Origin of the sequence: Pinirhizobacter soli, from assembly GCF_015905305.1 — a bacterium.
Classification (GTDB): Bacteria; Pseudomonadota; Gammaproteobacteria; order Xanthomonadales; family Rhodanobacteraceae; genus Pinirhizobacter; species Pinirhizobacter soli.
In genome coordinates, this window is sequence record NZ_JADZLQ010000003.1 from 243,414 (window position 1) to 267,705 (window position 24,292).

The 24,292-nt window shown below is 62.6% G+C and carries 24 protein-coding genes; 12 read left to right on the forward strand and 12 right to left on the reverse strand.

Annotated features, from left to right (window positions below; all coding sequences use genetic code 11):
* Positions 1-119 precede the first annotated feature (119 nt).
* On the forward strand, positions 120-386 hold the full coding sequence (locus tag NDK18_RS14440; protein WP_250628166.1) for a hypothetical protein: 267 nt from the start codon (positions 120-122) through the stop codon (positions 384-386).
* Positions 387-450: 64 nt separating this feature from the next.
* On the opposite strand, the gene NDK18_RS14445 is transcribed toward NDK18_RS14440, so the two are convergent.
* Positions 451-2,115, reverse strand: coding sequence for an MFS transporter (locus NDK18_RS14445; RefSeq protein ID WP_250626117.1), 1,665 nt, complete (start codon positions 2,113-2,115; stop codon positions 451-453).
* Positions 2,116-2,199: 84 nt separating this feature from the next.
* Entirely contained in the window at positions 2,200-3,648 is a 1,449-nt protein-coding gene (locus NDK18_RS14450; protein WP_250626118.1) for a porin family protein, read from the reverse strand.
* Positions 3,649-3,846: 198 nt separating this feature from the next.
* On the opposite strand from NDK18_RS14450, the gene acs reads away from it, so the two are divergent.
* The 6 genes from acs to NDK18_RS14480 all read left to right on the forward strand — a co-directional run bounded on the left by acs (position 3,847) and on the right by NDK18_RS14480 (position 8,450).
* A complete protein-coding gene (acs, locus tag NDK18_RS14455) occupies positions 3,847-5,760 on the forward strand; it encodes an acetate--CoA ligase (protein ID WP_250628167.1) in 1,914 nt (637 codons plus the stop codon).
* Positions 5,761-5,769: 9 nt separating this feature from the next.
* Complete coding sequence (locus tag NDK18_RS14460; RefSeq protein ID WP_250626120.1) at positions 5,770-6,426, forward strand: response regulator transcription factor; 657 nt, start codon at positions 5,770-5,772, stop codon at positions 6,424-6,426.
* 84 nt (positions 6,427-6,510) lie between these two features.
* Positions 6,511-6,942 carry a GNAT family N-acetyltransferase gene (locus NDK18_RS14465; RefSeq protein ID WP_250628168.1) on the forward strand — a complete coding sequence of 144 codons (432 nt, stop codon included), beginning with the start codon at positions 6,511-6,513 and terminating at the stop codon, positions 6,940-6,942.
* A gap of 8 nt (positions 6,943-6,950) precedes the next feature.
* Entirely contained in the window at positions 6,951-7,445 is a 495-nt protein-coding gene (locus tag NDK18_RS14470) for a hypothetical protein (protein ID WP_250628169.1), read from the forward strand.
* Entirely contained in the window at positions 7,442-7,891 is a 450-nt protein-coding gene (locus NDK18_RS14475; RefSeq protein ID WP_250628170.1) for a DUF4262 domain-containing protein, read from the forward strand. The genes NDK18_RS14470 and NDK18_RS14475 overlap by 4 nt, the downstream gene beginning before the upstream one ends.
* Before the next feature lie 25 nt (positions 7,892-7,916).
* On the forward strand, positions 7,917-8,450 hold the full coding sequence (locus NDK18_RS14480) for a hypothetical protein (protein WP_250628171.1): 534 nt from the start codon (positions 7,917-7,919) through the stop codon (positions 8,448-8,450).
* A 184-nt stretch (positions 8,451-8,634) separates the two neighbouring features.
* Here NDK18_RS14480 and NDK18_RS14485 read toward each other — a convergent pair whose 3' ends face one another.
* Both NDK18_RS14485 and NDK18_RS14490 read right to left on the reverse strand, forming a co-directional pair.
* Positions 8,635-8,919 carry a hypothetical protein gene (locus NDK18_RS14485; RefSeq protein WP_250628172.1) on the reverse strand — a complete coding sequence of 95 codons (285 nt, stop codon included), beginning with the start codon at positions 8,917-8,919 and terminating at the stop codon, positions 8,635-8,637.
* A 92-nt stretch (positions 8,920-9,011) separates the two neighbouring features.
* The gene (locus NDK18_RS14490) at positions 9,012-9,368 is read right to left on the reverse strand and encodes an ArsR/SmtB family transcription factor (RefSeq protein ID WP_250626122.1); all 357 of its coding nucleotides are present in this window, start codon (positions 9,366-9,368) and stop codon (positions 9,012-9,014) included.
* 106 nt (positions 9,369-9,474) lie between these two features.
* Here NDK18_RS14490 and NDK18_RS14495 point away from each other — a divergent pair, with 106 nt between their 5' ends.
* From NDK18_RS14495 to NDK18_RS14505, 3 genes are all read left to right on the forward strand, one after another.
* Positions 9,475-10,221 (forward strand): glucose 1-dehydrogenase, encoded by a 747-nt coding sequence (locus NDK18_RS14495; RefSeq protein WP_250626123.1) that lies wholly within the window; start codon positions 9,475-9,477, stop codon positions 10,219-10,221.
* Positions 10,222-10,339: 118 nt separating this feature from the next.
* Positions 10,340-10,999, forward strand: coding sequence for a glutathione S-transferase family protein (locus NDK18_RS14500; RefSeq protein WP_250626124.1), 660 nt, complete (start codon positions 10,340-10,342; stop codon positions 10,997-10,999).
* A gap of 23 nt (positions 11,000-11,022) precedes the next feature.
* Positions 11,023-11,721, forward strand: coding sequence for a DUF899 family protein (locus tag NDK18_RS14505; RefSeq protein WP_250626125.1), 699 nt, complete (start codon positions 11,023-11,025; stop codon positions 11,719-11,721).
* Positions 11,722-11,739: 18 nt separating this feature from the next.
* On the opposite strand, the gene NDK18_RS14510 is transcribed toward NDK18_RS14505, so the two are convergent.
* Together NDK18_RS14510 and NDK18_RS14515 are read right to left on the reverse strand one after the other, a co-directional pair.
* Positions 11,740-12,231: a hypothetical protein gene (locus NDK18_RS14510; RefSeq protein ID WP_250628173.1), complete on the reverse strand. Its 492-nt coding sequence runs from the start codon at positions 12,229-12,231 to the stop codon at positions 11,740-11,742.
* Between the two features lie 339 nt (positions 12,232-12,570).
* Complete coding sequence (locus NDK18_RS14515) at positions 12,571-16,134, reverse strand: PAS domain-containing hybrid sensor histidine kinase/response regulator (protein ID WP_250628174.1); 3,564 nt, start codon at positions 16,132-16,134, stop codon at positions 12,571-12,573.
* Between the two features lie 39 nt (positions 16,135-16,173).
* On the opposite strand from NDK18_RS14515, the gene NDK18_RS14520 reads away from it, so the two are divergent.
* Positions 16,174-16,830: a 4'-phosphopantetheinyl transferase family protein gene (locus tag NDK18_RS14520; RefSeq protein ID WP_250628175.1), complete on the forward strand. Its 657-nt coding sequence runs from the start codon at positions 16,174-16,176 to the stop codon at positions 16,828-16,830.
* A 111-nt stretch (positions 16,831-16,941) separates the two neighbouring features.
* Positions 16,942-17,685 carry a pyridoxine 5'-phosphate synthase gene (locus NDK18_RS14525; RefSeq protein WP_250626129.1) on the forward strand — a complete coding sequence of 248 codons (744 nt, stop codon included), beginning with the start codon at positions 16,942-16,944 and terminating at the stop codon, positions 17,683-17,685.
* An 84-nt stretch (positions 17,686-17,769) separates the two neighbouring features.
* Here NDK18_RS14525 and NDK18_RS14530 read toward each other — a convergent pair whose 3' ends face one another.
* The 6 genes from NDK18_RS14530 to gyrB form a co-directional block, all read right to left on the reverse strand.
* Positions 17,770-18,186 carry an ExbD/TolR family protein gene (locus NDK18_RS14530; RefSeq protein ID WP_250626130.1) on the reverse strand — a complete coding sequence of 139 codons (417 nt, stop codon included), beginning with the start codon at positions 18,184-18,186 and terminating at the stop codon, positions 17,770-17,772.
* 6 nt (positions 18,187-18,192) lie between these two features.
* Complete coding sequence (locus NDK18_RS14535; protein ID WP_250626131.1) at positions 18,193-18,612, reverse strand: ExbD/TolR family protein; 420 nt, start codon at positions 18,610-18,612, stop codon at positions 18,193-18,195.
* An 11-nt stretch (positions 18,613-18,623) separates the two neighbouring features.
* Complete coding sequence (locus tag NDK18_RS14540; RefSeq protein ID WP_250626132.1) at positions 18,624-19,391, reverse strand: MotA/TolQ/ExbB proton channel family protein; 768 nt, start codon at positions 19,389-19,391, stop codon at positions 18,624-18,626.
* A 57-nt stretch (positions 19,392-19,448) separates the two neighbouring features.
* Complete coding sequence (locus NDK18_RS14545; protein WP_250626133.1) at positions 19,449-20,108, reverse strand: energy transducer TonB; 660 nt, start codon at positions 20,106-20,108, stop codon at positions 19,449-19,451.
* A 210-nt stretch (positions 20,109-20,318) separates the two neighbouring features.
* The gene (locus NDK18_RS14550) at positions 20,319-21,608 is read right to left on the reverse strand and encodes a tetratricopeptide repeat protein (protein ID WP_250626134.1); all 1,290 of its coding nucleotides are present in this window, start codon (positions 21,606-21,608) and stop codon (positions 20,319-20,321) included.
* 222 nt (positions 21,609-21,830) lie between these two features.
* Positions 21,831-24,251 carry a DNA topoisomerase (ATP-hydrolyzing) subunit B gene (gyrB, locus tag NDK18_RS14555; RefSeq protein WP_250628176.1) on the reverse strand — a complete coding sequence of 807 codons (2,421 nt, stop codon included), beginning with the start codon at positions 24,249-24,251 and terminating at the stop codon, positions 21,831-21,833.
* Positions 24,252-24,292: the final 41 nt, after the last annotated feature.

Below are 24,292 nucleotides of genomic sequence, written 5' to 3' on the forward strand. Positions count from 1 at the left end.
TCGCCCGCCTCGTGAAAAAAAGCCCCCTCATGTTACGCCGATACGTGCCTGGACGCCGTTCGCCACCGTACGGAGTATCCCCAACAGCCGCGATTCACGTGCGCGCGGGCGGCGTTATGATGCGCCAACCTGCCCTGCCCGCCGGTCGACCCATGCGCTGGATTCTTGCTGCCTTCACCCTCCTGATGGTGCTCGTGTGCTTCGCGACGAAATCGCCGGGGTTGCTCGGCCTGTGCCTGTTCCTGGGGTTGGCCGGGCTCATCGCCACGGGGCTGGCCTTCGCCCAGGAGCGCATCGAGGGCAACGCCAAGCCCGAAATGCTCAACGCCTATGAAATGAAGAAGCTCCGCGAGTCGATCACCAAGCCGCCGCCGGAAAAACCTTGAAGGCGGAATAAAAAAGGGAGCGGCCAGGCCGCTCCCTTTTCACATGTGTCGCTTGCGATCGCAGCTAGTCGCGAATGCTCACGTCCTTGGTCTCGCGCACGAACAGCAGGCCGATGACGAACGTCATCAGCGCAACACCGATCGGATACCAAAGCCCGTAATAGATGTCGCCCTTCCAGGCCACCAGCATGAAGCCGATGGTGGGCACGAAGCCGCCGAACCAGCCATTGCCGATGTGGTACGGCAGGCTCATCGAGGTATAGCGGATGCGCGTGGGGAACATCTCCACCAGCCAGGCGGCGATCGGCCCGTACACCATGGTCACGTACAGCACCAGGATGGTCAGCAGCAGCACCAGCATCGGGTAATTCGACTGCGTCGGGTCGGCCTTCTCCGGATAACCGGCTGTCTTCAGGTCCGCACCCACGGCAGTGGTGAATGCCTTGGCCTTGGCGGTGAAGTCCGGCTTGGCCATGCCCCCGCCCTCGAAGGAATCCACCGTCGTACTTCCGATCTTCACCTGGGCCACGGTACCCGCCGGCGCATCCACGTTGGAATAAGGGATGCCTCGCTTCGCCAGCACGCTCTTGGCCACGTCGCAGGAGCTGGTGAAGGTTTTCTTGCCCACCGGATCGAACTGGAAGCTGCAGGCGTTCGGATCGGCCACCACCGTCACCGGTGAAGCGGCGGCAGCGGTCTCGATGGCCGGGTTGCCATAGTGGGTGATGCCCTTGAAGATCGGAAAGTACGTGAGCGCCGCCAGCAGGCAACCGGCCAACACCACGGGCTTGCGTCCGATCTTGTCCGATAGCGCGCCGAACACCACGAAGAACGGCGTGCCGATCAGCAGCGCCGCGGCAATCAGCAGATTGGCCGCCGTGGCGTCGATCTTCAGGCTCTGGGTAAGGAAATACAGCGAGTAGAACTGGCCGGTGTACCAGACCACGGCCTGGCCCGCCGTGGCACCCAGGAGCGCCAGGATCACCAGCTTGAGGTTCGGCCACTTGCCGAAGGCCTCCGTCAGCGGAGCCTTCGAGCCCTTGCCTTGTTCCTTCATCTCCTTGAAGACCGGCGACTCCTGCAACTGCAGGCGGATGTATACCGATATACCCACCAGGATCGCCGACAGCAGGAATGGGATGCGCCAGCCCCAGGCCTCGAAGGCCTCGGTGCCCAGGCTAAAGCGCATGCCCAGGATCACCAGCAGCGACAGGAACAGGCCGAAAGTGGCGGTGATCTGGATGAAGCTGGTGTACAGGCCGCGTTTGCCCATCGGCGCATGCTCGGCAACATACGTTGCCGCGCCGCCGTACTCACCGCCCAACGCCAGTCCCTGCAGCAGCCGCAGGATGATCAGGATGATCGGCGCAGCCCATCCGATGGATGCGTAGCTGGGCAACGCGCCCACCAGGAAGGTCGACGTACCCATGATCACGATGGTGATCAGGAAGGTGTACTTGCGGCCGATCAGGTCGCCTACCCGCCCGAACACGATGGCGCCGAATGGACGCACGGCGAATCCCGCGGCAAATGCCAGCAGGGCGAAGATGAACTGGCTGGTCTCGTTCAGTCCACCGAAGAACTGCTTGCCGATGACGGCGGCCAGGGAGCCATAGAGGTAGAAGTCGTACCACTCGAAGACGGTTCCCAGGCTCGACGCGAAGACGACGCGTTTGTGGCTGGTACCGATCGTTCCGTCGGCGCGGACGCCGGATGGGCTTGTTGCCATGGTGCACCCCTGGTGAGGTTCGCAGTTATTTACGAGGCACGCTTGTGCGAAAGATGGCGGCCATTGCGGGCCGCCATCGTCGCTTTAGAACTTGTAATTACCGTTGAGGGTAATTTCGTTGCCCTGCGTGGTCTGCCGCGTGGTGCCGTTGGTGGTGGAATCAAGCTTGGCGTGGATCCACTCAAGGCTGAGGTCATACGGTCCCGCGGTGTACTGAAGGCTCAACGCCGACTGGCGGTTCTTCAGCAATCCGGTGGAACCGCGGGACAACCACTTGACCACGTCGTCGGTGTCGGGCTTGCTCTGCGAGTAGAAGCCGTACACCGACCAGTTCGGCGTGAACTTGTAGCCGACCTGCGCATAGCCGCCCTTGTCGGCGATGTCGCCGAACTGGGAAAGATCGCCGAAGACTTCGCCAATGCCGTTGCCGGCATAGGCCAGTGCCTTGAACACCCAATTGCCGGGCATCCACTGCGCGCCGGCCTGGATCGCGGTGCTCTTGATGTCGCTCTTGATCGGCGTGGCCGTGGCGCCATCGACGCCGCGCAGATCCACCTTGCTGTAGTGGGCGGCCACGAAGGCCAGCCAAGTCTTGTCCTGCACGTGCAGGCGGGCTTCGTACTGCGGGTTGAAGCCCACATTGCCAGCAGTGGTGTAGTTGTTGGTCGAACCCGGCGTGCTCCACGTACCGCCGTACGCGCCAAGGTCCAGGCGCCAGATCGGGCCGTCGCTGCCGTGGTTCAATTCCTTCATCCAGGAAATACCACTGAAGCGCCAGCCGGTGAAACCCGTGCCGTAGCCCAGGGGGAAGGCGATGTGGGAGAGCGACTGCGGGGTCATGTCCAGCGGGAACAACAGGTCCCACTGCTGGCCGATACGGAAGGTCGAACCCGTCGTCGGGTTGGTGATGTCCATATAGGCCTGGCGCAGGCGCGGCGTGGGCTGCGACTGGGCGTAGGCACCGGTGCCGTTGAAGCCGCCGAAGAAGTCCATCTCGATGCGGCCGCCGCCGGTCCAGTCGCCGCCGAACTTGGCCCCGGTGAAATCGAGCCAGAACCGTGTGTTACGCACATCCACGCCGGTGAGCGAATCGTTCACGTGTCCTGCCGAGCCCGGAATCGGGAATTCGGCGTTCTGGCCGTTGCCGTAGGTGAAGCCCTTGTCCTGGCTGAAGGCGCTGGCGTTGATGAAGCCGTGCAGCGCCACCGATACGCCCGGCGCGCTGGAGAACACCGGCTTCGGCGGCGGCGTAGCGGCTACCGTGGCAACCCGGGTTTCGGTGGCCTGGGCCTGGGTCTGCGCGGCCTGCGCCGTGGCGGTGGCCTGGGCGGTATCGGCCTTTTGTTCCTGGATCATCTGCTTGAGCTCAGCCAGTTCCTGCTCGAGCTGGTTCACCCGTTGCTCGAGCTTCTGCTCGCGGACGGTGGGTTTCTTCGTGGACGACTGCGCATGCGCCGCGGTGAATGGAAGCAACAGGGCACAGGCAATACCCAGGGCAAGCACCTTGCGGCTGCCGACTTCGATCGTGTTCATCATGGCCTCCCCAACCATTGGCGTGCCGAGCATGGCCATGTGACAGCAAGGGTGCTATTCGCCAAAGGTCGAAACTCGACCAAAGTCGTAAGGAGGGCTGTACATCGGTGTCGCCTGGCAACGGCTACACTCGGCCTCCCGTCTACGGTGTCTTTCATCCCCTATGCCGCCCGCCCGGCGGCGCGCTGGAGCCCATGCATGTCCAAGCCGTCCCATAGCCTTACCGCCGACCAGTACCAGGCCATGTATGCCCGATCGGTGGACGATCCCGACGGCTTCTGGAAGGACATGGCCGGCCGGCTCGACTGGGTGCGCGCTCCCACGAAGATCTCCGATGTCTCCTGGGATGCAAAGGATCTTCACATCAAATGGTATGAAGACGGCCAGTTGAACGTCTCGGCCAACTGCCTTGACCGGCACCTGGCCACACGCGGCGACAAGACGGCCATCATCTTCGAGGGCGACGACCCGGACGAAACCCGCAAACTCACTTATAAGGAGTTGCACGGGGAGGTCTGCAAGTTCGCCAACACGCTGAAGAACCTTGGCGTGGGCAAGGGCGATCGCGTGGCGATCTATATGCCGATGATCCCGGAAGCCGCCGTGGCGATGCTTGCCTGCGCGCGCATCGGCGCCATCCATTCGGTGGTGTTCGGCGGCTTCTCGCCCGATTCCCTGGCCGGCCGCATCGCCGATTCCGGCTCACGCCTGGTGATCACGGCCGACGAAGGCGTCCGCGGCGGCAAGAAGATCCCTCTGAAGGCCAATGTGGATGCCGCCCTTGCCAAGCGCGGCACCGACAGCGTGGAGACGGTGATCGTGGTGCGCCGCACAGGTGGCGCGATCACCATGCAGTCGCCGCGCGACCGCTGGTACCACACGCTGATGGAAGGCCAGAGCACCGATTGCCCCGCCGAACCGATGAACGCGGAAGATCCGCTGTTCACGCTGTACACCTCAGGCTCCACCGGCCAGCCCAAGGGCGTGCTGCACACCAGCGGCGGGTACCTTGTGTTCGCCAGCCTCACCCACGAGCGCGTGTTCGACCTGCGCGAGGACGACATCTATTGGTGCACCGCGGACGTGGGCTGGATCACCGGCCACAGCTACGTGGTGTACGGGCCGCTGGCCAACGGCGCCACCGTGGTGATGTTCGACGGCGTGCCGAATTACCCTGATTTTTCGCGTTTCTGGAACGTGGTGGACAAGCACAAGGTCACCTTGTTCTACACCGCGCCCACCGCCATCCGCGCACTGATGCGCGAAGGCGATGCGCCAGTGAAAAAAACCTCGCGCAAGTCGCTGCGTATCCTGGGCAGCGTGGGCGAACCGATCAACCCGGAAGCCTGGGAATGGTATTCGCGCGTGGTGGGCGATGGCCGTTGCCCGATCGTCGATACCTGGTGGCAGACCGAAACCGGCGGCATCATGATCACCCCGCTGCCCGGCGCCATCGCCACCAAGCCGGGCTCGGCAACGCTTCCCTTCTTCGGCATCGTGCCTGCGGTGGTGGACACCGACGGCAAGGAAATGGATGGCGCGGCCTCCGGCAACCTGGTGCTCACGCGCTCGTGGCCGGGCCAGATGCGCACCGTCTACGGCGACCACCAGCGTTTCATCGACACCTATTTCAAGACCTATCCCGGGCACTACTTCACCGGCGACGGCGTGCGGCGCGATGAAGACGGCTACTACTGGATCACCGGCCGCGTGGACGACGTGATCAACGTGTCGGGCCACCGCATAGGCACCGCGGAAGTGGAGAGCGCACTGGTAGCGCACCCGAAGGTGGCCGAGGCCGCCGTGGTCGGCTGCCCGCACGAGATCAAGGGCCAGGGCATCTATGCCTTTGTTACGCTCAATGCCGGGGAAACCGGTAGCGATGAACTGCGCAAGGAACTGATTGCCGGCGTGCGCAAGGAAATCGGCGCGATCGCCGCGCCCGATTACCTGCAGTGGGCGCCCGGCCTGCCCAAGACACGGTCAGGCAAGATCATGCGCCGCATCCTGCGCAAGATTGCCGAGAACCAGCCCGACCAGCTGGGCGACATTTCCACACTCGCCGATCCCAGCGTGGTGGCCAATCTCGTGCATGAGCGGCTGGTGAAATAAAGGCTCCCCATGGCCGACGTCCTGATCGCCGACGATCATCCGCTGTTCCGCGACGCCCTGCAGCGTGCGGTACTGGCGGCGCTACCCGGCGCCCAGGTGTACACGGCCGATAGCGTGGATGCACTGCTGGTACTGGTGGAAGGCCACGCCGACGCCGACCTGTTGCTGCTGGACCTGCACATGCCCGGCGCCCGTGGCTATTCGGCGCTGGCTCATATCCGCGGCCAGTACCCGGGCCTGCCGATCATCGTGGTGTCCGGCCACGAGGAATCGCAGGTGGCCCATCGCGCCATCGCCCACGGCGCCTCGGGCTACATTCCTAAGTCCGCACCGGTGGATCAGATCGTGCGGGCAATCCACGCGGTGCTCGACGGCGATGCGTGGCTTCCGCCGCAGATGATCGGCAACGGCAGTGCGCTTGATCCCAGTGAAGAAGATATCGCCGCGAGGGTGGCCTCGCTCACACCGCAGCAATTCCGTGTGTTGAACATGATCGCCGAGGGGTTGTTGAACAAGCAGATCGCTTATGACCTTGGCGTGTCCGAGGCTACGGTGAAGGCGCATATGACGGCGATCATGCGGAAACTCGGGGTATCCAATCGCACGCAAGTGGCGTTGGCGGCGAGTCATCTGGCGGTAGAGCCGGCGGGAACGCCGCCGATGTAGTTTGTCTAAGCCATACTGCTCTCGGCGATGCGACCTTCGTCGAGATGGACGGCTTGGGCATCGCTTAACTCCAGCAGACCTCACATGACGACCGAGATTATTCACGCGGAGACCGACGAACAAATTGCGGCGACGTTTGATGTCGTGCTGCAACTGCGCCCTCACCTTGAGCGATCGAACTATGTGGCGATGATCCGCCGCCTCATGGCAAGCGATGGACTGAAGGTCCTGGCGCTTCTGGACGAGGGGGAAGTTCGGGCGGTAGCTGCGTATCGAGTGATGCACATGTTGTATTGCGAAAGCCTGATCTACATCGATGATCTGGTGGTTGACGAACGCGTTCGCTCGCATGGTTATGGCGCGCGGCTAATTTCAAGACTCAAGGACGAAGGACGCGCGCTTGGGTGCAGTGAAGTGCAGCTGATCTCGCGGGTTACCAGGGAGCATGCGCATCGGTTCTACTTTCGTGAGGGCTTCGGAATGGAATGCTTTCATTTCCGGGCCAAGCTCTCTTGAAAGCCGTGATGACGCTTCTTGACTATTTCGAGACCGATGATGGGTCGCTCCCTGAAATCGAGGTAAGGTTTTCGGAGCCGGGTCATACCGTAAGGGCGTTCACGCGCCTGTTTACTCTCGGCGCCATTAACCACTCAGCCAACGGGCCAACGCTGTGGCTGAGGGCCTCTCAGTCAGAGGCGCCATTTACAGGCCCCGGGGATGCCGCGCTTGTGATATCCGGCGATGCGGAATCGATTCAGATACTGCTTAACGGCATCACCTGCGCTGGTTGCCGCCTTCCCGACCTTGGCGTATTCGTTGGCCTCAACGAGCTGATTCTCGATTACCGTATGGGCCCGGAATGGGGAGGCCCTCAAATAGATGGATTGATAGCCCTTCTTCGGGACCTGCAAACCCTGGGTGGCGAAGTTTCCGTGCACCAATGGTGGGGCGATGATGGACAACGGGTATTCGAGGAAGCGCTAGCGCTTGTCGAGGTTTCGAATGAGCATTTCAGATGATAGAAATGGATGATGGCGAGAAAAAGTGTCTCGATGACATAGAGAAGTACGGCTGCCACGTTCTGCACATACTCGCGGAAGCAGACTTGCCTCCCTTCAGTTACTCGGTTGGAATCGAGAAGTCCGCGGGACAGCCGGAAGTCATCATCATCGGCCTCCGGAAGGAGCTGGCCCATTCCATGATCAATGGATACTGCGAGAGAGCGCGGGCTGGGGAGCGTTTCCAACCAGGTCAGCGCGTAAGTGGCTTTCTTGAAGGGTTTGATTGCGAGGTTCGTCAAGTCGACCCGCGGCACTATCGTGAATACGTAGGCTGGAATCTCTGGCTGTATAAGAGCGAGTCGTTCCGTCTCGTCCAGCTTGTCTATCCGTCCACGTTTGGCTACTGGCCCTGGGATGAAGACAGTAGCGACGATTTCCGTCGGTTTCAGCCGATGCTCGACTAGACCCTTCCACCGTCAGGGGACGCATATGAAACCCGTGCATTCGTTCTTGGGCATCGTGTTGATAGCCTTCGCTCCATTGGGTAACGCAGCGTTTGCCCAGGCGATCAATGATCCGCTCCTCAATCACCTTACAGGCCAGTGGGTGCTATCGGGAAAGATCGCCCACCGCGACGTAGTACACGATGTGACTGCACAGTGGGTGCTTGGTCGTCAGTACATACAAATCCACGAAGTGTCGCGCGCGAAGAAGCACGACGGGAAGCCCGAGTACGAGGCAATCGTCTATGTCGGGTGGAACCCGGTGCTCAATCAATACACCTGCCTATGGTTGGACAGTACCGGTGGCAATGGCCTCGTGACCGAAGGCCTCGGGCACGCGGAGAAGGATCCGAAGACGTTACTCTTCAAATGGAATGACGTAAACGGATCGACTTCCTTGCAAAACGCCTTCTCCTACGATGCCGCCCATGACACATGGCGCTGGTGGATCGACAACATCGACGACGGTAAAGCCAAGCAGTTTGCTGATGTCAGGCTGACTCGGCATTTGAGCAAGTAAGCCATGACAAGGCAACTTCTGTTCAGACGATAACCGTCATCAGAAGGAACTGCTACGCGGATTCCTTCTTCCGCTTCATTTCCTTGATGCTTGCTTTCATCGCTTCGCCTGGCATGCCCATCTCCAGATTCCAAGAGTGGTTCAACGGCAGAATGTCGGATTCAACTCCAGGCGGATGCGCCCGTTATTCGTCCGGCGATCTTGGCTTCATCTCGTATTTGACGCGGGGCGCGGGAACATCCCTTTCATCTGTCGGCGCTATCTCGACAACATCCGTCGCTGAAAGGCGATGTTGCGCCCAGTCATAAAGAAACCTCTTGTCGCCTTCCATGCATACGGCGCTGGCGAACAACTCGGTTCCTTCGATGCCGTCGTGGGTAATCCACTGGACGGAGAGGCTCATGTTAAGCACGTTCGGATGACCGAACACGCCGAAATCCGAGCCGTTGATTCGCACCTTGAAATACATTCGTGAGTTCCGCGACCTCGGTCGGTCCCATGGTAACCATCGTCTGTGCTTGGGACTTCGATGAGGCGGCTGCGCGCCCGGAACAACGAGCGTTAGCCGTCGCTCTTGGCAGCCTGCTTCTGCGCGCACTGCTGGGCATGCGCCTGCATGATCGCCCCGAGCAACCCCGGGAAGCGCTGGTCGACCTCCTGGCAGCGGGAGGTGTTCCGCATTTCCACCCCATGCCGCTCGCTGCGGATCAGCCCGGCCTCCCTAAGCATGCGGAAATGCTGGGAAAGCGTGGATTTGGGGATTTCCTTGTCCTGCATCTGGAGGAAATTCGAGCAGGTGCGCGCGCTTTCCGAGGCCGCCAGGCTCGCGTAGATGGCGGCCCGGACGGGGTCGGAAAGGACGTGGAGGATGCCCTCGACGGTGATGTCCTCGATGGCGGGGTGGACAAGCGGCCTCATGATTTCATTTTACCACCCCCTTGAAGTCTGGTTTAGTAGTTCCAATGTCGTGAACTACGGGATTTAAGTACCCGTTATTCCTCTACCAGATAGATAAAGGCATCCCATGAGCAAGCTAGAAGGAAAGGTCGCCATTGTTACGGGCGCATCCAAGGGTATCGGCGCCGCCATCGCCAAGGCCCTGGCCGCCGCCGGCGCTTCGGTCGTGGTGAATTACGCCTCCAGCAAGGCAGGGGCCGACAAGGTGGTCGGTGAGATCGTCGCCGCTGGCGGCAAGGCCGTGGCGGTACAGGGCGACGTTTCCAAGGCCGCCGAGGCCAAGGGCATCGTCGATGGTGCCATCAAGGCCTACGGCAAGCTCGACGTGCTGGTGAATAACTCCGGCGTCTACGAATTCGGCAGCCTGGAAGAGCTCACTGAAGACCACTTCCACCGCCAGTTCAACATCAACGTACTGGGCCTGCTGCTGGTCAGCCAGGCGGCCTCCGCGCACCTGGGCGAAGGCGGCAGCATCATCAATGTCGGCTCGCTGGTAACCCGCATCGTGCCGCCGGGCAGCGCGGTCTATACGGGCACCAAGGGTGCGGTCGATGCCATCACCGGCGTGCTGTCGCGTGAGCTGGGCCCCCGCAAGATCCGCGTCAACGCCCTGAACCCGGGCATGGTGGAGACCGAGGGCACCCATACCGCCGGTTTCATCGGTTCGGATTTCGAGAAGCAGGCGGTGGCCAATACCCCGCTCGGCCGCATCGGCCAGCCCGACGATATCGCCTCGATCGCCGTGTTCCTGGCCTCGAACGATTCGGCCTGGCTTACCGGCGAGCATCTGTTTGCCGGCGGCGGCGTCCGCTAAACCGGCTTTTCACCCCGGGAAATAATAAATCGACATGCATGCCATCGTGCATGTCGATTTCCCCCTGGCCCGTTCGACATCATGGGTATAACCCCACGTCGAACGAGGAAACCCAACGATGGCCCTGGAGCTCTACGCCCACCCCTTCTCGTCCTACTGCCAGAAAGTCCTGGTAGCCCTTTACGAGAACGGCACTCCGTTCCAGTGGCGCATGCTCGCCCCGGAAGATCCCGAGACCTACCAGACATTCGCCGGCCTCTGGCCGATGAAGCGCTTCCCCGTGCTGGTGGACGGTGGCCGCGTGGTGCCCGAAGCCACCACGATCATCGAGTACCTCGGCATCCATCACCCAGGTCCCGTATCGCTGCTGCCGTCCGAGCCTGCCGCGGCGCTGGATGTGCGCTCGATGGATCGCTTCTTCGACAACTACATCTCCACCCCGCAACAGAAGCTTGTCTTCGACAGCATGCGTCCGGAGGATAAGAAAGACGCAACCGGCGCTGCCGACGCGCGCGAGATGCTGGACACCGCCTACGCGTGGCTGGATAAAACCATGGCAACGCGCAAGTGGGCGACGGGCGACACCTTCAGCCTGGCCGACTGTGGCGCCGCGCCGTTCCTGTTCTATGCCGATTGGACGCATCGCATCGACACGAAGTTTGCCAACGTGATCGCCTACCGCCAGCGGCTGCTGGCACGGCCGTCGTTTGCGCGAGCGGTGGACGAAGGCCGACCGTATCGCCATTTCTTCCCGCTCGGTGCGCCTGACCGCGACTGAAGCCGCTGTCCTGGAGAACTGCCATGAATGATGCCGCATCCCTCCCCCCCGCCTTGGAGCTCGCCCAGCGCAATGGCGTGACCTTCCCCAACGAGAGCGTTGCCTACCGCGCGGCACGCACCGCCCTCCTGGCCGAGGAAATTGAGTTACGCCGGCACATCGAACGCGTTGCCGAACAACGCCGGGCCTTGCCTGCCGGCGGCGAAGTGAAGGGCGACTACCGCTTCGAAGGCGAAGAAGGCCCTGTGGATTTCGCCGGCCTTTTTGGCGACAAGCAGACGCTGGTGATCTACAGCTACATGTTCGGCCCGCAGCGCGAGCGTCCCTGCCCGATGTGCACGACCTTGCTCGATGCCTGGAACGGAGAGGCCAAACCGATCGGCGAGCGCGTGTCGTTGGTGGTGGTGGCGCGCTCGCCGATCGCCAAGTTAGTGGCGTTCAAGAAGGAACGCGGCTGGAAAGACCTGAGGCTCGCTTTCGACGTAAACGACAACTTCAGTCGCGACTACCACGCCATCGCCGACGACGGCAGCGACGTTCCGGGGTTCAATGTGTTCACGCGACGCGACGGCGTCATTCGGCATTTCTGGAGCGGGGAAATGGGCGGAGTCACAGCCGACCCCGGGCAGGATCCACGTGGAGCGCCCGACCTCGCGCCGATGTGGACGATCCTGGACAGCACGCCGGAGGGCCGTGGCAGCGACTGGTATCCGAAGCTCTAGTAGCGGGTTGCCTAGTGCTCAGTTCACCGCCACTACTGTCTCGCCCGAGGTGCCTTCGAGAGCCATGGTGGCGGCGTCCCCGGCGGTTTGCGCACCGGTCAACAAGACGGTGATCGTGCGTATGTTTCCTTCGCTGTTACGCACGGTGACGGTGAACACCTGACGAGCCGGCGCCGCATGGTTAACAACGGCGGGAGCATAGCTAGCTAGACAGGCCGCGAACCCGATGTCTTCCACATCGCAAAATGCCGTGTGTGTCACGCCCATGCCCTGAGCCATGCAGGCCGAGGGATCTGTCCCTATGCAGACAGCTTCGTCGTCCGCAGTTGCCGCACGGCTTGCGTTAACGCGTGGTGCCTGCATGACGACGCGCGCAGCTTGAACGGTCGTCGGCGCGATCGAGCCAGCAATTTGCCGGGCCTTGGCTATGGGTACGTCGGCGCCGCATACGGGAGCGACGGACAGGACCGCCATGGAGGTCGCAGAAACGATTTTTAGGATGGCTCTCATAGTGGTCGCGCCCAGCCCTTGTCATAAGAGCGCCAAGACTGTTGAAGTCGGGCAAGTGCACACTCCGCGTGCATTTCGGCACAACGAAATGCCTACCGTCAGATCATCGCCTTCTCGAAGAATCCGACGCCTGCATCATTGCACCACCCATTTAGGGCGGCGACTAAATCTATAGGCCAAACCGGCAACTTCCCACGACCGATGATAGGAGTGGGACGCAAGTCTCAGCGCGATCGGCTAGCGTGTCGGACCTGCCGGGCAAGTGCTGGCTACCGACATCGATGCCTCCTGGACGAAAGATGCAGCGTCCCCGAACGAGAGCGCGAAAACCGCAATAAGCTAAGCAATATTCTGCCGCCAGTCGTCATCGTCCCGGGCCGTCGACTTGCGCCGCGCCAACGCCACCAGAAGTGCGCGCAGCGCGGCCGGCTTGGCTGGCTTATGCAATAGCGGATAGCCAAGTGCACGCGCTCGCTGCAGCAACTGCGGGCTATTGTTCGCTGTGATCAGCGCGGCCGGTGGAAGGTTCGGCATGATCTTGCCGAAGCGCTCAAGCACATCCAGCCCGTCGGCATGATCATCGAGGTGGAAGTCGGCAAGGATCAGATCCACCGTCTCGCTACGCAGAATGGCTTCGGCATCCGCTTCATTTTCCGCCGTCAGGCAAGTGACTCCCCAACGACCCAGCAGTGCACGCATGCCTTCAAGAATGGTGGCATCGTTGTCCAGGCAAAGCACGCGCAGCGGAAGTTGCTCGCCGCCGGGCAAGGTCATCGGCCGCACCTGCTTGGGCGCCACATGCGCCGTGCGCGGCACCGTCACGCTGAAGCAGCTGCCAGTGCCAGCTTCGGAGTGCAGGTCCAGCCGATGCCCGAGGATGTTCGAAATACGCTCGCAGATGGAAAGCCCCAGGCCCAGGCCCTTCTCGCCCCACGGCGAGGGACGATCCAGTCGCTGGAACTCACCGAAGATCCTGGCTTGCTGGTCCAGCGCAATGCCCGGCCCTGTGTCCCACACCTCGATGCGCACCTGGTCTCCACTGCGTCGTGCGCCCATCAACACACGCCCGCGCCGCGTGTAGCGCAGGGCATTGGAAAGGAAGTTCTGCACGATTCGGCGAAGGAGCTGCGGGTCGCTGCGCACCGACAAGGTGGTGGGCACCACGTCGAAGGCGATGCCGCGCTGCTCGGCCACCACGGCAAATTGAGGTTTCAGGGAATTGAACAGATCCGTCAGCGAGAACGCGCTGACGTCGGGCCGGTAGCTGCCGGCGTCAAGTCGCGAGACATCAAGCAAGGCGTCGAGCAGATCTTCCGCGGCGCGGAAAGATGCATCAATGCGTTCGGCCAGCTGTGCGCTTTCCTCGTCGAGCTTGGGATACTGGCGCAAGGCGGAGGTGAACAGCCTGGCCGCGTTCAGCGGCTGCAACAGATCGTGGCTCGCTGCTGCCAGGAAACGCGTCTTCGAGGCATTGGCGGTTTCCGCATCAAGCCGTGCCTTCGCGGTGTCAGCCAGAGCCTCGGATAGTTCCGCGGTGCGCAAACCCACGCGTTGTTCCAGGTTCTCATTGGCTTCGATCAGGGCCTGCTCGGCGTGTTTGTACGCGGTGACATCGGTGTAGGTGGTGACATAACCACCGCCCGGCAGTGCGCGGCCGCGCATTTCGATCACCGTGCCATCCGGGCGGATACGCTGGAAGAGATGGGGCGAGCCTGCCCGCATGTACCCGATGCGCTTGGCGATGTGTTGCTCCACTTCACCCACGCCGCACTCGCCGTGTTCCGCATTCCAGCGGATCAGGTCGCTCACCGGCAGGCCCACATACACCATGCCTTCGGGGTAATCGAACAACTCCACGTAACGCCGGTTCCAGGCCACCAGGCGCATCGTCGCGTCGACCACGCTGATGCCCTGCGATACATTTTCAAGCGTGGTGGAAAGCAGCTCACGGTTGAAGCGAAGTTCCTGCGAAGCTTCGTCCATCAAAGCCACGGCCTCGGCGATATCCAGGCCCGTACCCGACAACGCACTGATCAGGATGCGCCGGGCACTGGCCGCCCCCACCGCGCCGGCCAGCAGGCGCTCGGTGAACTGGATCAGCGCACGGTCAGCCGATTCACCCGGCTGCAGTTCCTTGCCGCGACGCGCGCCATAGTCGGCGAAGGCGCGTTCGGTGCCGCGCTCGCCCACGATGCGGCCAGCGATGGCGAAGAGATCGCGCACGGCCACTCTTCCGCGCCAGTCGCCCGCACCGGTGGTCACCCCGGCCAACGGATCGACGAACAACGCTGCATGCAGGCGCTCCTCGATGCCGGGCCGCACGCGCAGGGAGATGAACACCAGGGCGCCAACGTTCATCAGCAGCGACCAGAACGTGCCGTGCGTGACCGGATCCCAACCTGTGAGGTGGAACAAGCCGGTAGGCCGCAGCCAGTCCAGCTGCAGCGGACCTTCCTGCAACCAGGCCTGTGGCAGCCAGCCCGAGCGGATCATCGCCGGCATCAGCAAGGTATAAGCCCAGGTGGCGAAGCCCGCCAGCAGCCCCACGTACACACCCAGCCGGCTCGCGCCGCGCCAGTACAGGCCCGAGACGATCGCCGGGGCGAACTGCGCCACGGCGGCGAAGGCAAGCAGGCCCGTGGCGGCGAGGTTTTCGTCACCGGCAAGCAGGCGATAGTAGGCGTAGGCACCGGCCGCGAGCAGCACGATGGCCACCCGCCGCACGCGAAGCACGATGTACGACAGGTCGCTGCGATGCTCTAGCCCCAAGCGATGGATACGCAGCAACGCAGGCATCACCAGGTCGTTGCTGATCATCGTCGACAAGGCCACCGCTGCCACGATCACCATGCCGGTGGCGGCGGAGAAACCACCGACGAAGGCAAGCAACGCCATACCCTCGTTGCCCAGGGCCAATGGGAGATTAAGTACCCAGGCGTCGGCCGATCCGCCGCGTACCGATGGCAGGTGCATGCCGGCGGCAACGATCGGCAACACGGCAATGCTGATCAGCACCATATAGGCCGGGAACATCCACCGCGCGCGGCGCAGGTCCTGGGGGTCTTCGCATTCCACCACGCCGATGTGGAACTGCCGCGGCAAACAGAACATCGCGCAGAAGGCCAGCAGCGTCTGCGCGATGAAACCGGTGGGCAAGCCTTGCTTCAGTTCGGCGACGGCGGGCGCGTAGCTGGCAGCCAGGCCCGGGCCATGCATCCAGGCGTACACGCCAATCGCGATGAACGCCACCAGCTTCACCAGCGATTCCACGGCCACCGCCAGCATCATGCCGTGGTGATGTTCCGAGGCGTCGATGCTGCGCGTGCCGAACAGGATGGCGAAAGTGGCCAGCAGGATGGCGCACCACATCGCGCTGTCACCGACCAGCGGGATCGCCGCGTTTGGATGGCCTGCGGTGAGCACATGGAAGGACATGGCCACGGCTTTGAACTGCAGGGCGATGTACGGGATGATCGCCACCACCGCGATGATCGCCACCAGCGCCGCCAGCCCATGCGATTTGCCGAAGCGTGCGGCGATGAAGTCCGCGATCGAGGTGATGTTGCGCTCGCGCGATACCAGCACCAGGCGCTGTATCAACCCGAAGCCCATCACCAGCAGCAACAGTGGACCAAGGTAGATCGGAAGGTAGGCCAGGCCGTCGCGCGCCGCAGTGCCTACGGCGCCGTAGAACGTCCATGACGAGCAATAAACCGCCAGCGCCAGGCTGTAGACGATCGGGCGCAGCCGCGGCTGCCGCGGGTAAAGTGGACGGCGATCGCCGGCGTAGGCCACGGCAAACAGCAAGCCCACGTACACCAGCGCCAGCAGCAGCAGGTAGCCGCCTGCAATCACGTCGTGCCCCCGGAGTTCATGCAGCCATTCTAGGCATAACTTATCCATTCCTTCGCCATGCCGGCGCGCGGACGTTACCATCGGTGGATGAGCGTGCCCTCCCGCCTGCCCCATCTTGCCGACGACGAGATCCACCTGTGGCCGATGCGCCTGGCGTCGTGCAACGAAGACGCCGGACACGCGGTGCTGCCCTGGCTCGCCGCGTACCTGGGCGTATCGCCGGGCGATCTGCGCCTGGGCCGCGGCCCGTTTGGCAAGCCGGCGCTCGAGGATGCCCACGCCCGGCTGTCTTTCAGCTGGTCGCACACGGGCGAAGTGGCCCTGCTTGGCGTGGCCTGGGAACTGCCGGAGCTGGGCGTGGACATCGAGCGCGACCGCCCACGGCCACGCCTGCTGGATATTGCCGGGCGCTATTTCGCCCCCGATGAAACAGCGTGGCTGGCAGCGCAACCACCGGAAGGCCGACAGGCTGCCTTCCTGCGACTGTGGACGGCCAAGGAGGCGGTATTGAAGGCCCACGGCCAGGGTCTTTCGTATGGCCTGCACCGGGTGGGCTTCACCTGGAACGATGGACCTGCGGCGCATGGGTTCGAGGGCGACCTGGCACCGGCCTCGCGCTGGAGCCTGGTGGAACCGGCGGTCGGGCCGGGCCTGCACGCGCACGTTGCGTGGTCCGATGAGCAACGCACACGCCGCGTGCTGTTGCCCGGTGGCGAGGAACCTTTCGCCCACGCTCCGGTCTGATCCTTCGTTGCCAGTCGTGGAAGGGCGCCACATGGACGTGGCGCGTTATGCTCCGTAACAGTCACTGGCGCACGCCGCGAGGCCTGCGCCGTTCTTGTCTATGGACCTGCAATGACCTTCCTTAGCGTCAACCTCAACAAGATCGCCGTGCTGCGCAACTCCCGCGGCGGCAACGAACCGGACCTTGCCACAGCCGCGCACACCTGCCTCGAGGCCGGTTGCGATGGCCTGACCGTGCATCCGCGCCCCGACCAGCGACACATCCGCCCAAGCGATGTGCGCCTGCTGGCCACCCTTCTGCGCGGCCGCGGCGAATACAACATCGAGGGCAACCCGTTTGCCCCGGCCCGCGGCGAGTACCCGGGCCTCCTGGAACTGGCGCGTGAAACGCGGCCTACCCAGGTCACCCTGGTGCCGGACGGCGACGGGCAGATCACCTCGGACCACGGGTTCGACCTCACCAGGGATTGCGACATGCTCGCGCCCCTGGTGGCTCAGTTCCGCGAGCTGGGATGCCGGGTGAGCCTGTTCGTCGATGCCGGTGGCGAAGGCTTCGCTGAAGCTTCGCGCATCGGCGTGCAGCGCGTGGAAATCTACACCGGCCCCTACGCCGAGGCCTTCGCCGCCGGCAAGGTGAAAGAAGCCCTGGAGCTTTGTGCGCACACTGCACGCAAGGCGCAGCAGGCGGGGCTGGCGGTGAATGCCGGGCATGATCTTAGCCTCGACAACGTCGGCACCTTCAAGACCGCGATTCCGGGCCTTGCCGAGGTGTCCATCGGCCATGCGCTGATCACCGAGTCGCTGTATTCGGGCATGGCCAACGTGGTGCGTCGTTACCTGCAGATCCTGCACTAGGGTCGCCCGATTCCCGCATAAAAAAACCCCCGCGCGAGGCGGGGGTTTTCCAAAGGGTAGTGCTTTGAATCGGTAACTTGAGTATTACTGACCGCCACCGGTGTTGACGAAACCGATCTTCACCAGGCCCTGGCCTTTCGCATCGGAAAGGACCCTGGCGACCGCCTCGTACTGGGCGTTGTCGTCGGCGTCGATCTGCAGTTCCGGCTGGTTCGACTGCTGGGCGACCACCGCGATCTGAGCCCGCAAACCGGTCTCGTCGACGGGGGTGTCGTTCCAGAAGAGCGAACCATCCTGCTTGATCTGCAGGTGGATCGGATCCGGCGGGGTGACATCCGGCGGAGGATTATTGCTCGGCTGCGGGAGATCGATCCTGACCTTATGGGAAAGGATCGGCGCCGTGATCATGAAGATGATCAGGAGCACCAGCATCACGTCCACGAGGGGCGTGACGTTGATTTCCGACATCGGGCCGCTGCTGTTGCCTGAACTGAATGCCATGGCTGCTTACTCCTTGCCGTTGCCGGTGGTGAGGAAGGCCACGTGCACCATGCCGGCATCCTTGGCAAAGCCCAACACCTTGCGCACCGTCTTGTACTGCGTGGTGCGATCGGCGCGCAGCTGGATTTCCGGCTGCGGGGATTTGTTGGCTGCAACGGCGAACTGGCTCTTGAGCTCCGCTTCCGTCACCGGCGCGTCGCCCGAGTACAGCGAACCATCTTCCTTCACGGCCACGTCCATCGGCTCGACCTGCACTTCTTCCTTCACGTGTGGGTCGGCCTTGGGCAGGTCGATCTTGATCCGGTGCGTCATCAGCGGCGCCGTGATCATGAAGATGATCAGGAGCACCAGCATCACGTCCACGAGGGGCGTGACGTTGATCTCCGACATGGGGCCGCCGCTATTGCCCCCGGTGCTCATGGACATGGGTTAGACCCTCACTTCTTGACGACGACCGGAGCCACACCGGCTTCGACACGTGCGCCGGTAGCGAAGTAGTCGTGCAGGTCGTGCGCGAATTCGTCGAAACGGGCGTAGGTCAGGCGGTTGGAACGGTTGAAGAAGTTGTAGGCAAGCACGGCCGGGATGGCGGTGAACAGACCGAAGGCGGTCATGATCAGCGCTTCGCCGACGGGGCCGGCCACCGCCTGCATCGAGGCGTCGCCCGACGAGGAGATGCGGATCAGCGCGTGGTAAATACCCCACACCGTACCGAGCAGACCGATGAACGGCGCGGACGAACCGACCGTTGCCAGCAGGGTGAGGCCACCCTCCAGGCGCAGGCTTTCGCGAGCGACGGCCTGGCGCAGGGCGCGGTCGATGAATTCCGAGCGCGAGAGCGTTTCGGCAAGACGGCCACCAGCAGCCTGCTGGTGATGGGCGACAGCGGAAGCTGCGTCCAGAGCGATCTTGGAGAACGGTTCGCCCTTGGGCTGTTCTTCGAGCACGCGGATTGCATCCTGCGTGGAGCTGTTGCCCCAGAAGCCCTGGATCACGCGTTCGGCGCGGCCACGAACCATGCCGTTGCGGATTGCGTTGGCGATGATGAAGTACCAGGAAGAGAAGGACATGATCACCAGCACAACGAAGACGATCCAACCAAGCGGATCGAAATTGTGGATGAGGTGATCGAAGCCCATGGCCTTCATGGCTTCGGCGTTGGACTGTGCTGCCGGAGCAGCAGAAGCGGAGGTGTCTTGCAACATAACGCTACCCTTGGGAAGTCAAGCGTGAACTTTGATAGACGAGAACACGAGGCGTGATCAAGTCTGGCTTAGATTGAATGTTACCGGTACGCGAGCATAGCCCTCGACGATCTGACCACCACGCTTGGCTGGATTGAACTTCCAGCGTTGCGCGGCCTGAACCGCGGCCTGGTCCAGCTCGCGGAAACCGCTGGACTTATCGACCTTCACATCCTTGGCAGAGCCGTCGACGGCCACCAGCACCAGCAATACGACGGTACCTTCATGACGCTGGCGTACGGCCTGCGGCGGGTACTTGGGCGGATTGCGGCTCTGGTACGACAGGTCCGAACTCGCTTCGATCGCCGAGGGCGGAGCCGGCGGGGCCGGAGGCGCGGGAGGCGGAGCGGGCTGCGGATTGGTAGTCGCTTCCTCCACTGCCGGCGGCGGTGTCGGCGGCGGCGGTGTCGCTGGCGGTTTGATCTGCTGGATGATCTTCGGCGGCGGCTGCTTCGGCGGCTCGGGCGGCGGAGGCGGCGGGGGAGGAGGAGGCGGCGGCGGTTCGATGAAATCGACGTTCACCACGCGCTCTTTCTCTTTCTCCTGCTGCTTGGGAGGAGTGGCGGGCGCAACCAGCATGAGGAAGCCGACCGCATGGACCGCGATGGCTACCGCCAACGCGCTCGTGCGTCCCCAGCTGAACGGCGCTTGGCCGGTTAATTCGTTACTTGAGGCCATCTTTCACTATCAAGCAAGTCGATCGGAAGTCGGATCGCACAGGGATTGTCGGCAAAGCCGCATTGACACTGCGAACTTCGCCTGAACGCCTGGGCGGAAAGTATTCAACGGTACACCAGCTTATGGCATTTGTATAGCAGCGAAGGGGCGTTATATGGACGTCTATTCGCGCCCCCACGGCGCATTTTTACCGATGCCTTTACCTGGCTTTCACTTCGCTGCTGCCGCCTGCTTGAGCCAGGCATTCGCCTTGGACGCCGTCTCCGGGTCTTGGGCAGCCTGTTTCATCGCGGCAACGGCAGCGGGCTTGTTCTTCAGCCCGCGCTCGCTCTCGGCCAGCACCATGTACGCGCTGCCCTTGTGCTTGACGCCCTTGGCGATCGCGGCGGTGACGGATTTCTTCGCCGCGGCGTACTGATCCTGCTGCAGCTGCACGCGGGCCATGGCAAGGCCTACCTCGCCGTCCTTGGAGAGTGGCTCGGCCTTCTGGTAGTACTGGATGGAACCTGCTTCGTTCTCCCCGATGATCGCGGCGTCGCCCTGCAGCTTGTAGTTCTCGGCGGACTTCTGAAGCTTGCCCTTGCTCATGCCGTCGTCGATGACGGCCACGGCCTTGGCGCCGTTGCCCTTGGCATCGGTGCCGTCCTGGGCCAGCAGCATGTAGGACTTGGCCAGGTTCTGCCAGTCGGATTCTTCGTTCAACGTGTTGGTGCTGCGCGCCTGCTCAAGCAGCTTGATGGCGTCGGGATATTTCTGCTGCTGCAGCAATACCGCGCTGGCGTTATGCAGCGCCGTGGAGTCGTTGGGATTCTTCGCCAGCTGGTCGGAAGCAAGCTTGGCCACCTGGTCGGACTGGCCCGATTCCGAATAGCTCGCCAGCAGGATCTGGTCCCACTGCGCGTTCGGCTTGTCGGTCATCGTCTTGGCCTTGTTGATGGCGGCGATGGCTTCCGGATATTTCTCCATCCGGTAGTCGATCATGCCTTCAAGGCCGTAGGCTTCGGCGGTTTCTTTCTTGCCCTGGTCGCGCCACTGCTGCAGCGTCTGCAGGGCCAGCGGATATTGTTCGTCGCCGGCGTAGTACTGGGCAAGGTTGAACTGCAACTGGAAGTACGTGTCGTTCGGCAGCGCGTTGCTGTCGATGGACTTCTTCAACAGTTCGATGCCGCCCTTGTGGTCGCCACCGTTGTACTTGATGTTGGCCAGCGCCTGGGTTGCCAGCGCCTGTGCGTACTTGCTCTTCGAACCGTCGGCGATCGGCTGCAGCAACTGCTGCGCCTTGGCGTCGTCGTTATCCTGCGCAGCCTGCAGGCCCTGGTTGAGCGTGTCGGCTTCTTTCTGGTCGACCTTGTCGAGCTTGGGCTCGGCGCGAGTGGCGTTCGGGTAAAGCGCTTCCTGCTTGGGAGCATCCTTGGTGTCTTTCGCGATGGCCGGCGTTGCGGCCAGCGTGGCCAGGAACGCGGCACACGCAAGTGCTTTCAGAAGGGAACCCTGTTTCATTCGCCTCACCTTTGGTTGGCATCGCGCCTGAACGCGATGGGGGACCCAAGAGGGTAACCCGGTAGCCAACTCGGAACAAGCTGCGGTGCGGCAAAGAAAGGTGTGTCAAAACAATGACTTGTTATATAAACGTTGGCGCGCCACGAAACATATTGTCGTACAAGGGAATTTTTTGTGCATTCTGCCGCCCCGCCCTTGCGGCGGGACGGCACTCATGAACGCTCAAACGTCGAGGTTGGCGACCTTCAACGCATTCGCCTCGATGAAATCGCGGCGCGGTTCCACCGCCTCACCCATCAGCATGGAGAACATCTGGTCGGCCGCGACCGCATCTTCAATGCCCACCTGGAGCATGCGACGGGTTTCCGGGTTGACCGTGGTTTCCCACAGCTGCTCGGGATTCATTTCACCCAGGCCCTTGAAGCGCTGGATGGTACGGCCCTTCTTGGCCTCGTCGAGCAACCAGTTGCGGGCCTCGACAAAGCGCAGCACGCCGCGCGAGGCGTTTCCGCGGCGAACCACGGCGTCGGACTGGATCATCCCGGCAACCGCTTCGGCCACCGTGCGGATCGGACGGAATTCCGGGCCGCTGAAGAACGAACGCGGCAACAGCCAGATGTGGTCCAGGCCGTGCTGGGTACGCACGATTTCGATCGCCGCGGTCTGTTCGCCCGCTGCAGGACGCAGCGCCATGCGGTAGCTGGGCCGGCCCAGGCCGCTGGTGTTCAAGCCCTTGGTGACGCCCTGGAGCCAGGCCTCCATCATGGCTGGATCCTGCCAGTGGGCATCGGTGAGGGCTGGCTGCTCCAGCATGCCGGTGAAAGCGGCCGTGTCGTACCGATGGGCCATGCGACCGATCTGGTCGAGTGCGGATTGGTAGTCCTTCAGCAGCTTTTCCAGGGCCTCGCCGGTGATCGGCGGCGCATCCGGGCTGTAGACCAGGCTGGCATTGTCCACCGCGCTGGAAATCAGGTAGTTGTTCAAGGTGGCATCGTCCTTGATGTACATCTCCTGCTTGCCCTGCTTCACCTTGTACAGCGGCGGCAGGCCGATATACACGTGGCCACGCTCGATCAGCTCCGGCATCTGCCGGTAGAAGAAGGTAAGCAGCAGCGTGCGGATGTGGGATCCGTCCACGTCCGCGTCGGTCATGATGATGATGTGGTGGTAGCGGAGCTTGTCGGGGTTGTACTCGTCTTTGCCGATGCCCGTGCCCAGCGCGGTAATCAGCGTGCCGACCTCGGCCGAGCTGATCATCTTGTCGAAGCGGGCTTTCTCCACGTTGAGGATCTTGCCCTTCAACGGCAGCACGGCCTGGGTCTTGCGGTTGCGGCCCTGCTTGGCCGAACCACCGGCGGAGTCACCCTCGACCAGGAACAGTTCCGACAGGGCCGGGTCCTTCTCCTGGCAATCGGCGAGCTTGCCGGGCAAGCCTGCGATATCCAGCGCGCCCTTGCGGCGGGTCATTTCGCGGGCCTTGCGGGCCGCTTCGCGCGCACGGGCAGCGTCAACGACCTTCGAGGCAATGATCTTGGCTTCGGCCGGATGCTCGAGCAGGTATTCGGAGAACTTGTCGTTCACCACCTGCTCCACCACGGTCTTGACCTCGCTGGAGACCAGTTTGTCCTTGGTCTGCGAGGAGAATTTAGGATCCGGCACCTTCACCGAGAGCACGGCGATCATGCCTTCGCGCATATCGTCGCCGGAAAGGCCGGTCAGCTTGGCGTTCCTGGCCAGCCCTTCCCGCTCGATATAACCCTGCAGGGTGCGCGTAAGCGCGGTGCGGAAGCCCGTGAGATGGGTGCCCCCGTCGCGCTGCGGGATGTTGTTGGTGAAGCAGAACATCGTTTCCTGGTAGGCATCGGTCCACTGCATGGCGACTTCAACGGTGATGTCGTCTTGCTGGGTGTTGATGCTGATCACGTTCGGGTGCAGCGGCTGCTTCAATTCCGACAGATGCTGCACGAACGAACGGATGCCGCCTTCGTAGGCAAACGTGTCTTTGCGTTCGCTCCGCTCGTCCGACAGGTGGATAGTGACGCCGGAATTGAGGAACGCCAGTTCACGCAGGCGCTTGGCCAGGATGTCGTAGTGGAATTCGTGGTTGGTGGTGAAGGTGGCCGTGCTGGGCAGGAAGCGCACCATGGTGCCGCGCAGCGACGACGCCCCGATCGGCTTGATCGAATACAGCGGCTCGCCGTTGGCGTATTCCTGGTTGTATTCCTGGCCGTCGCGGTAAATGGTGAGCCATAGCTTGGCGCTAAGGGCATTCACTACCGAGACGCCCACGCCATGCAGGCCGCCGGACACCTTGTAGGAATTGGCGTCGAACTTGCCGCCGGCATGGAGGACCGTCATCACCACCTCGGCGGTGGACCTGCCCTCTTCCGGATGGGTGTCCACCGGAATGCCGCGGCCATTGTCGCGAACGCTCACCGAGCCATCGTCGTGGATGATCACATCGACCTGGTCGCAATACCCGGCCAGAGCCTCGTCGATGGCGTTATCCACCACCTCGAACACCATGTGGTGCAGGCCAGTGCCGTCATCGGTGTCGCCGATATACATGCCAGGACGCTTACGGACGGCATCCAGGCCTTTCAGAACCTTGATGTTGCTTGAATCGTATGTTTGGTCGGTCATGCACCCATCCATCAGGCACCGCCGCGCCGGAGGCGCGGATC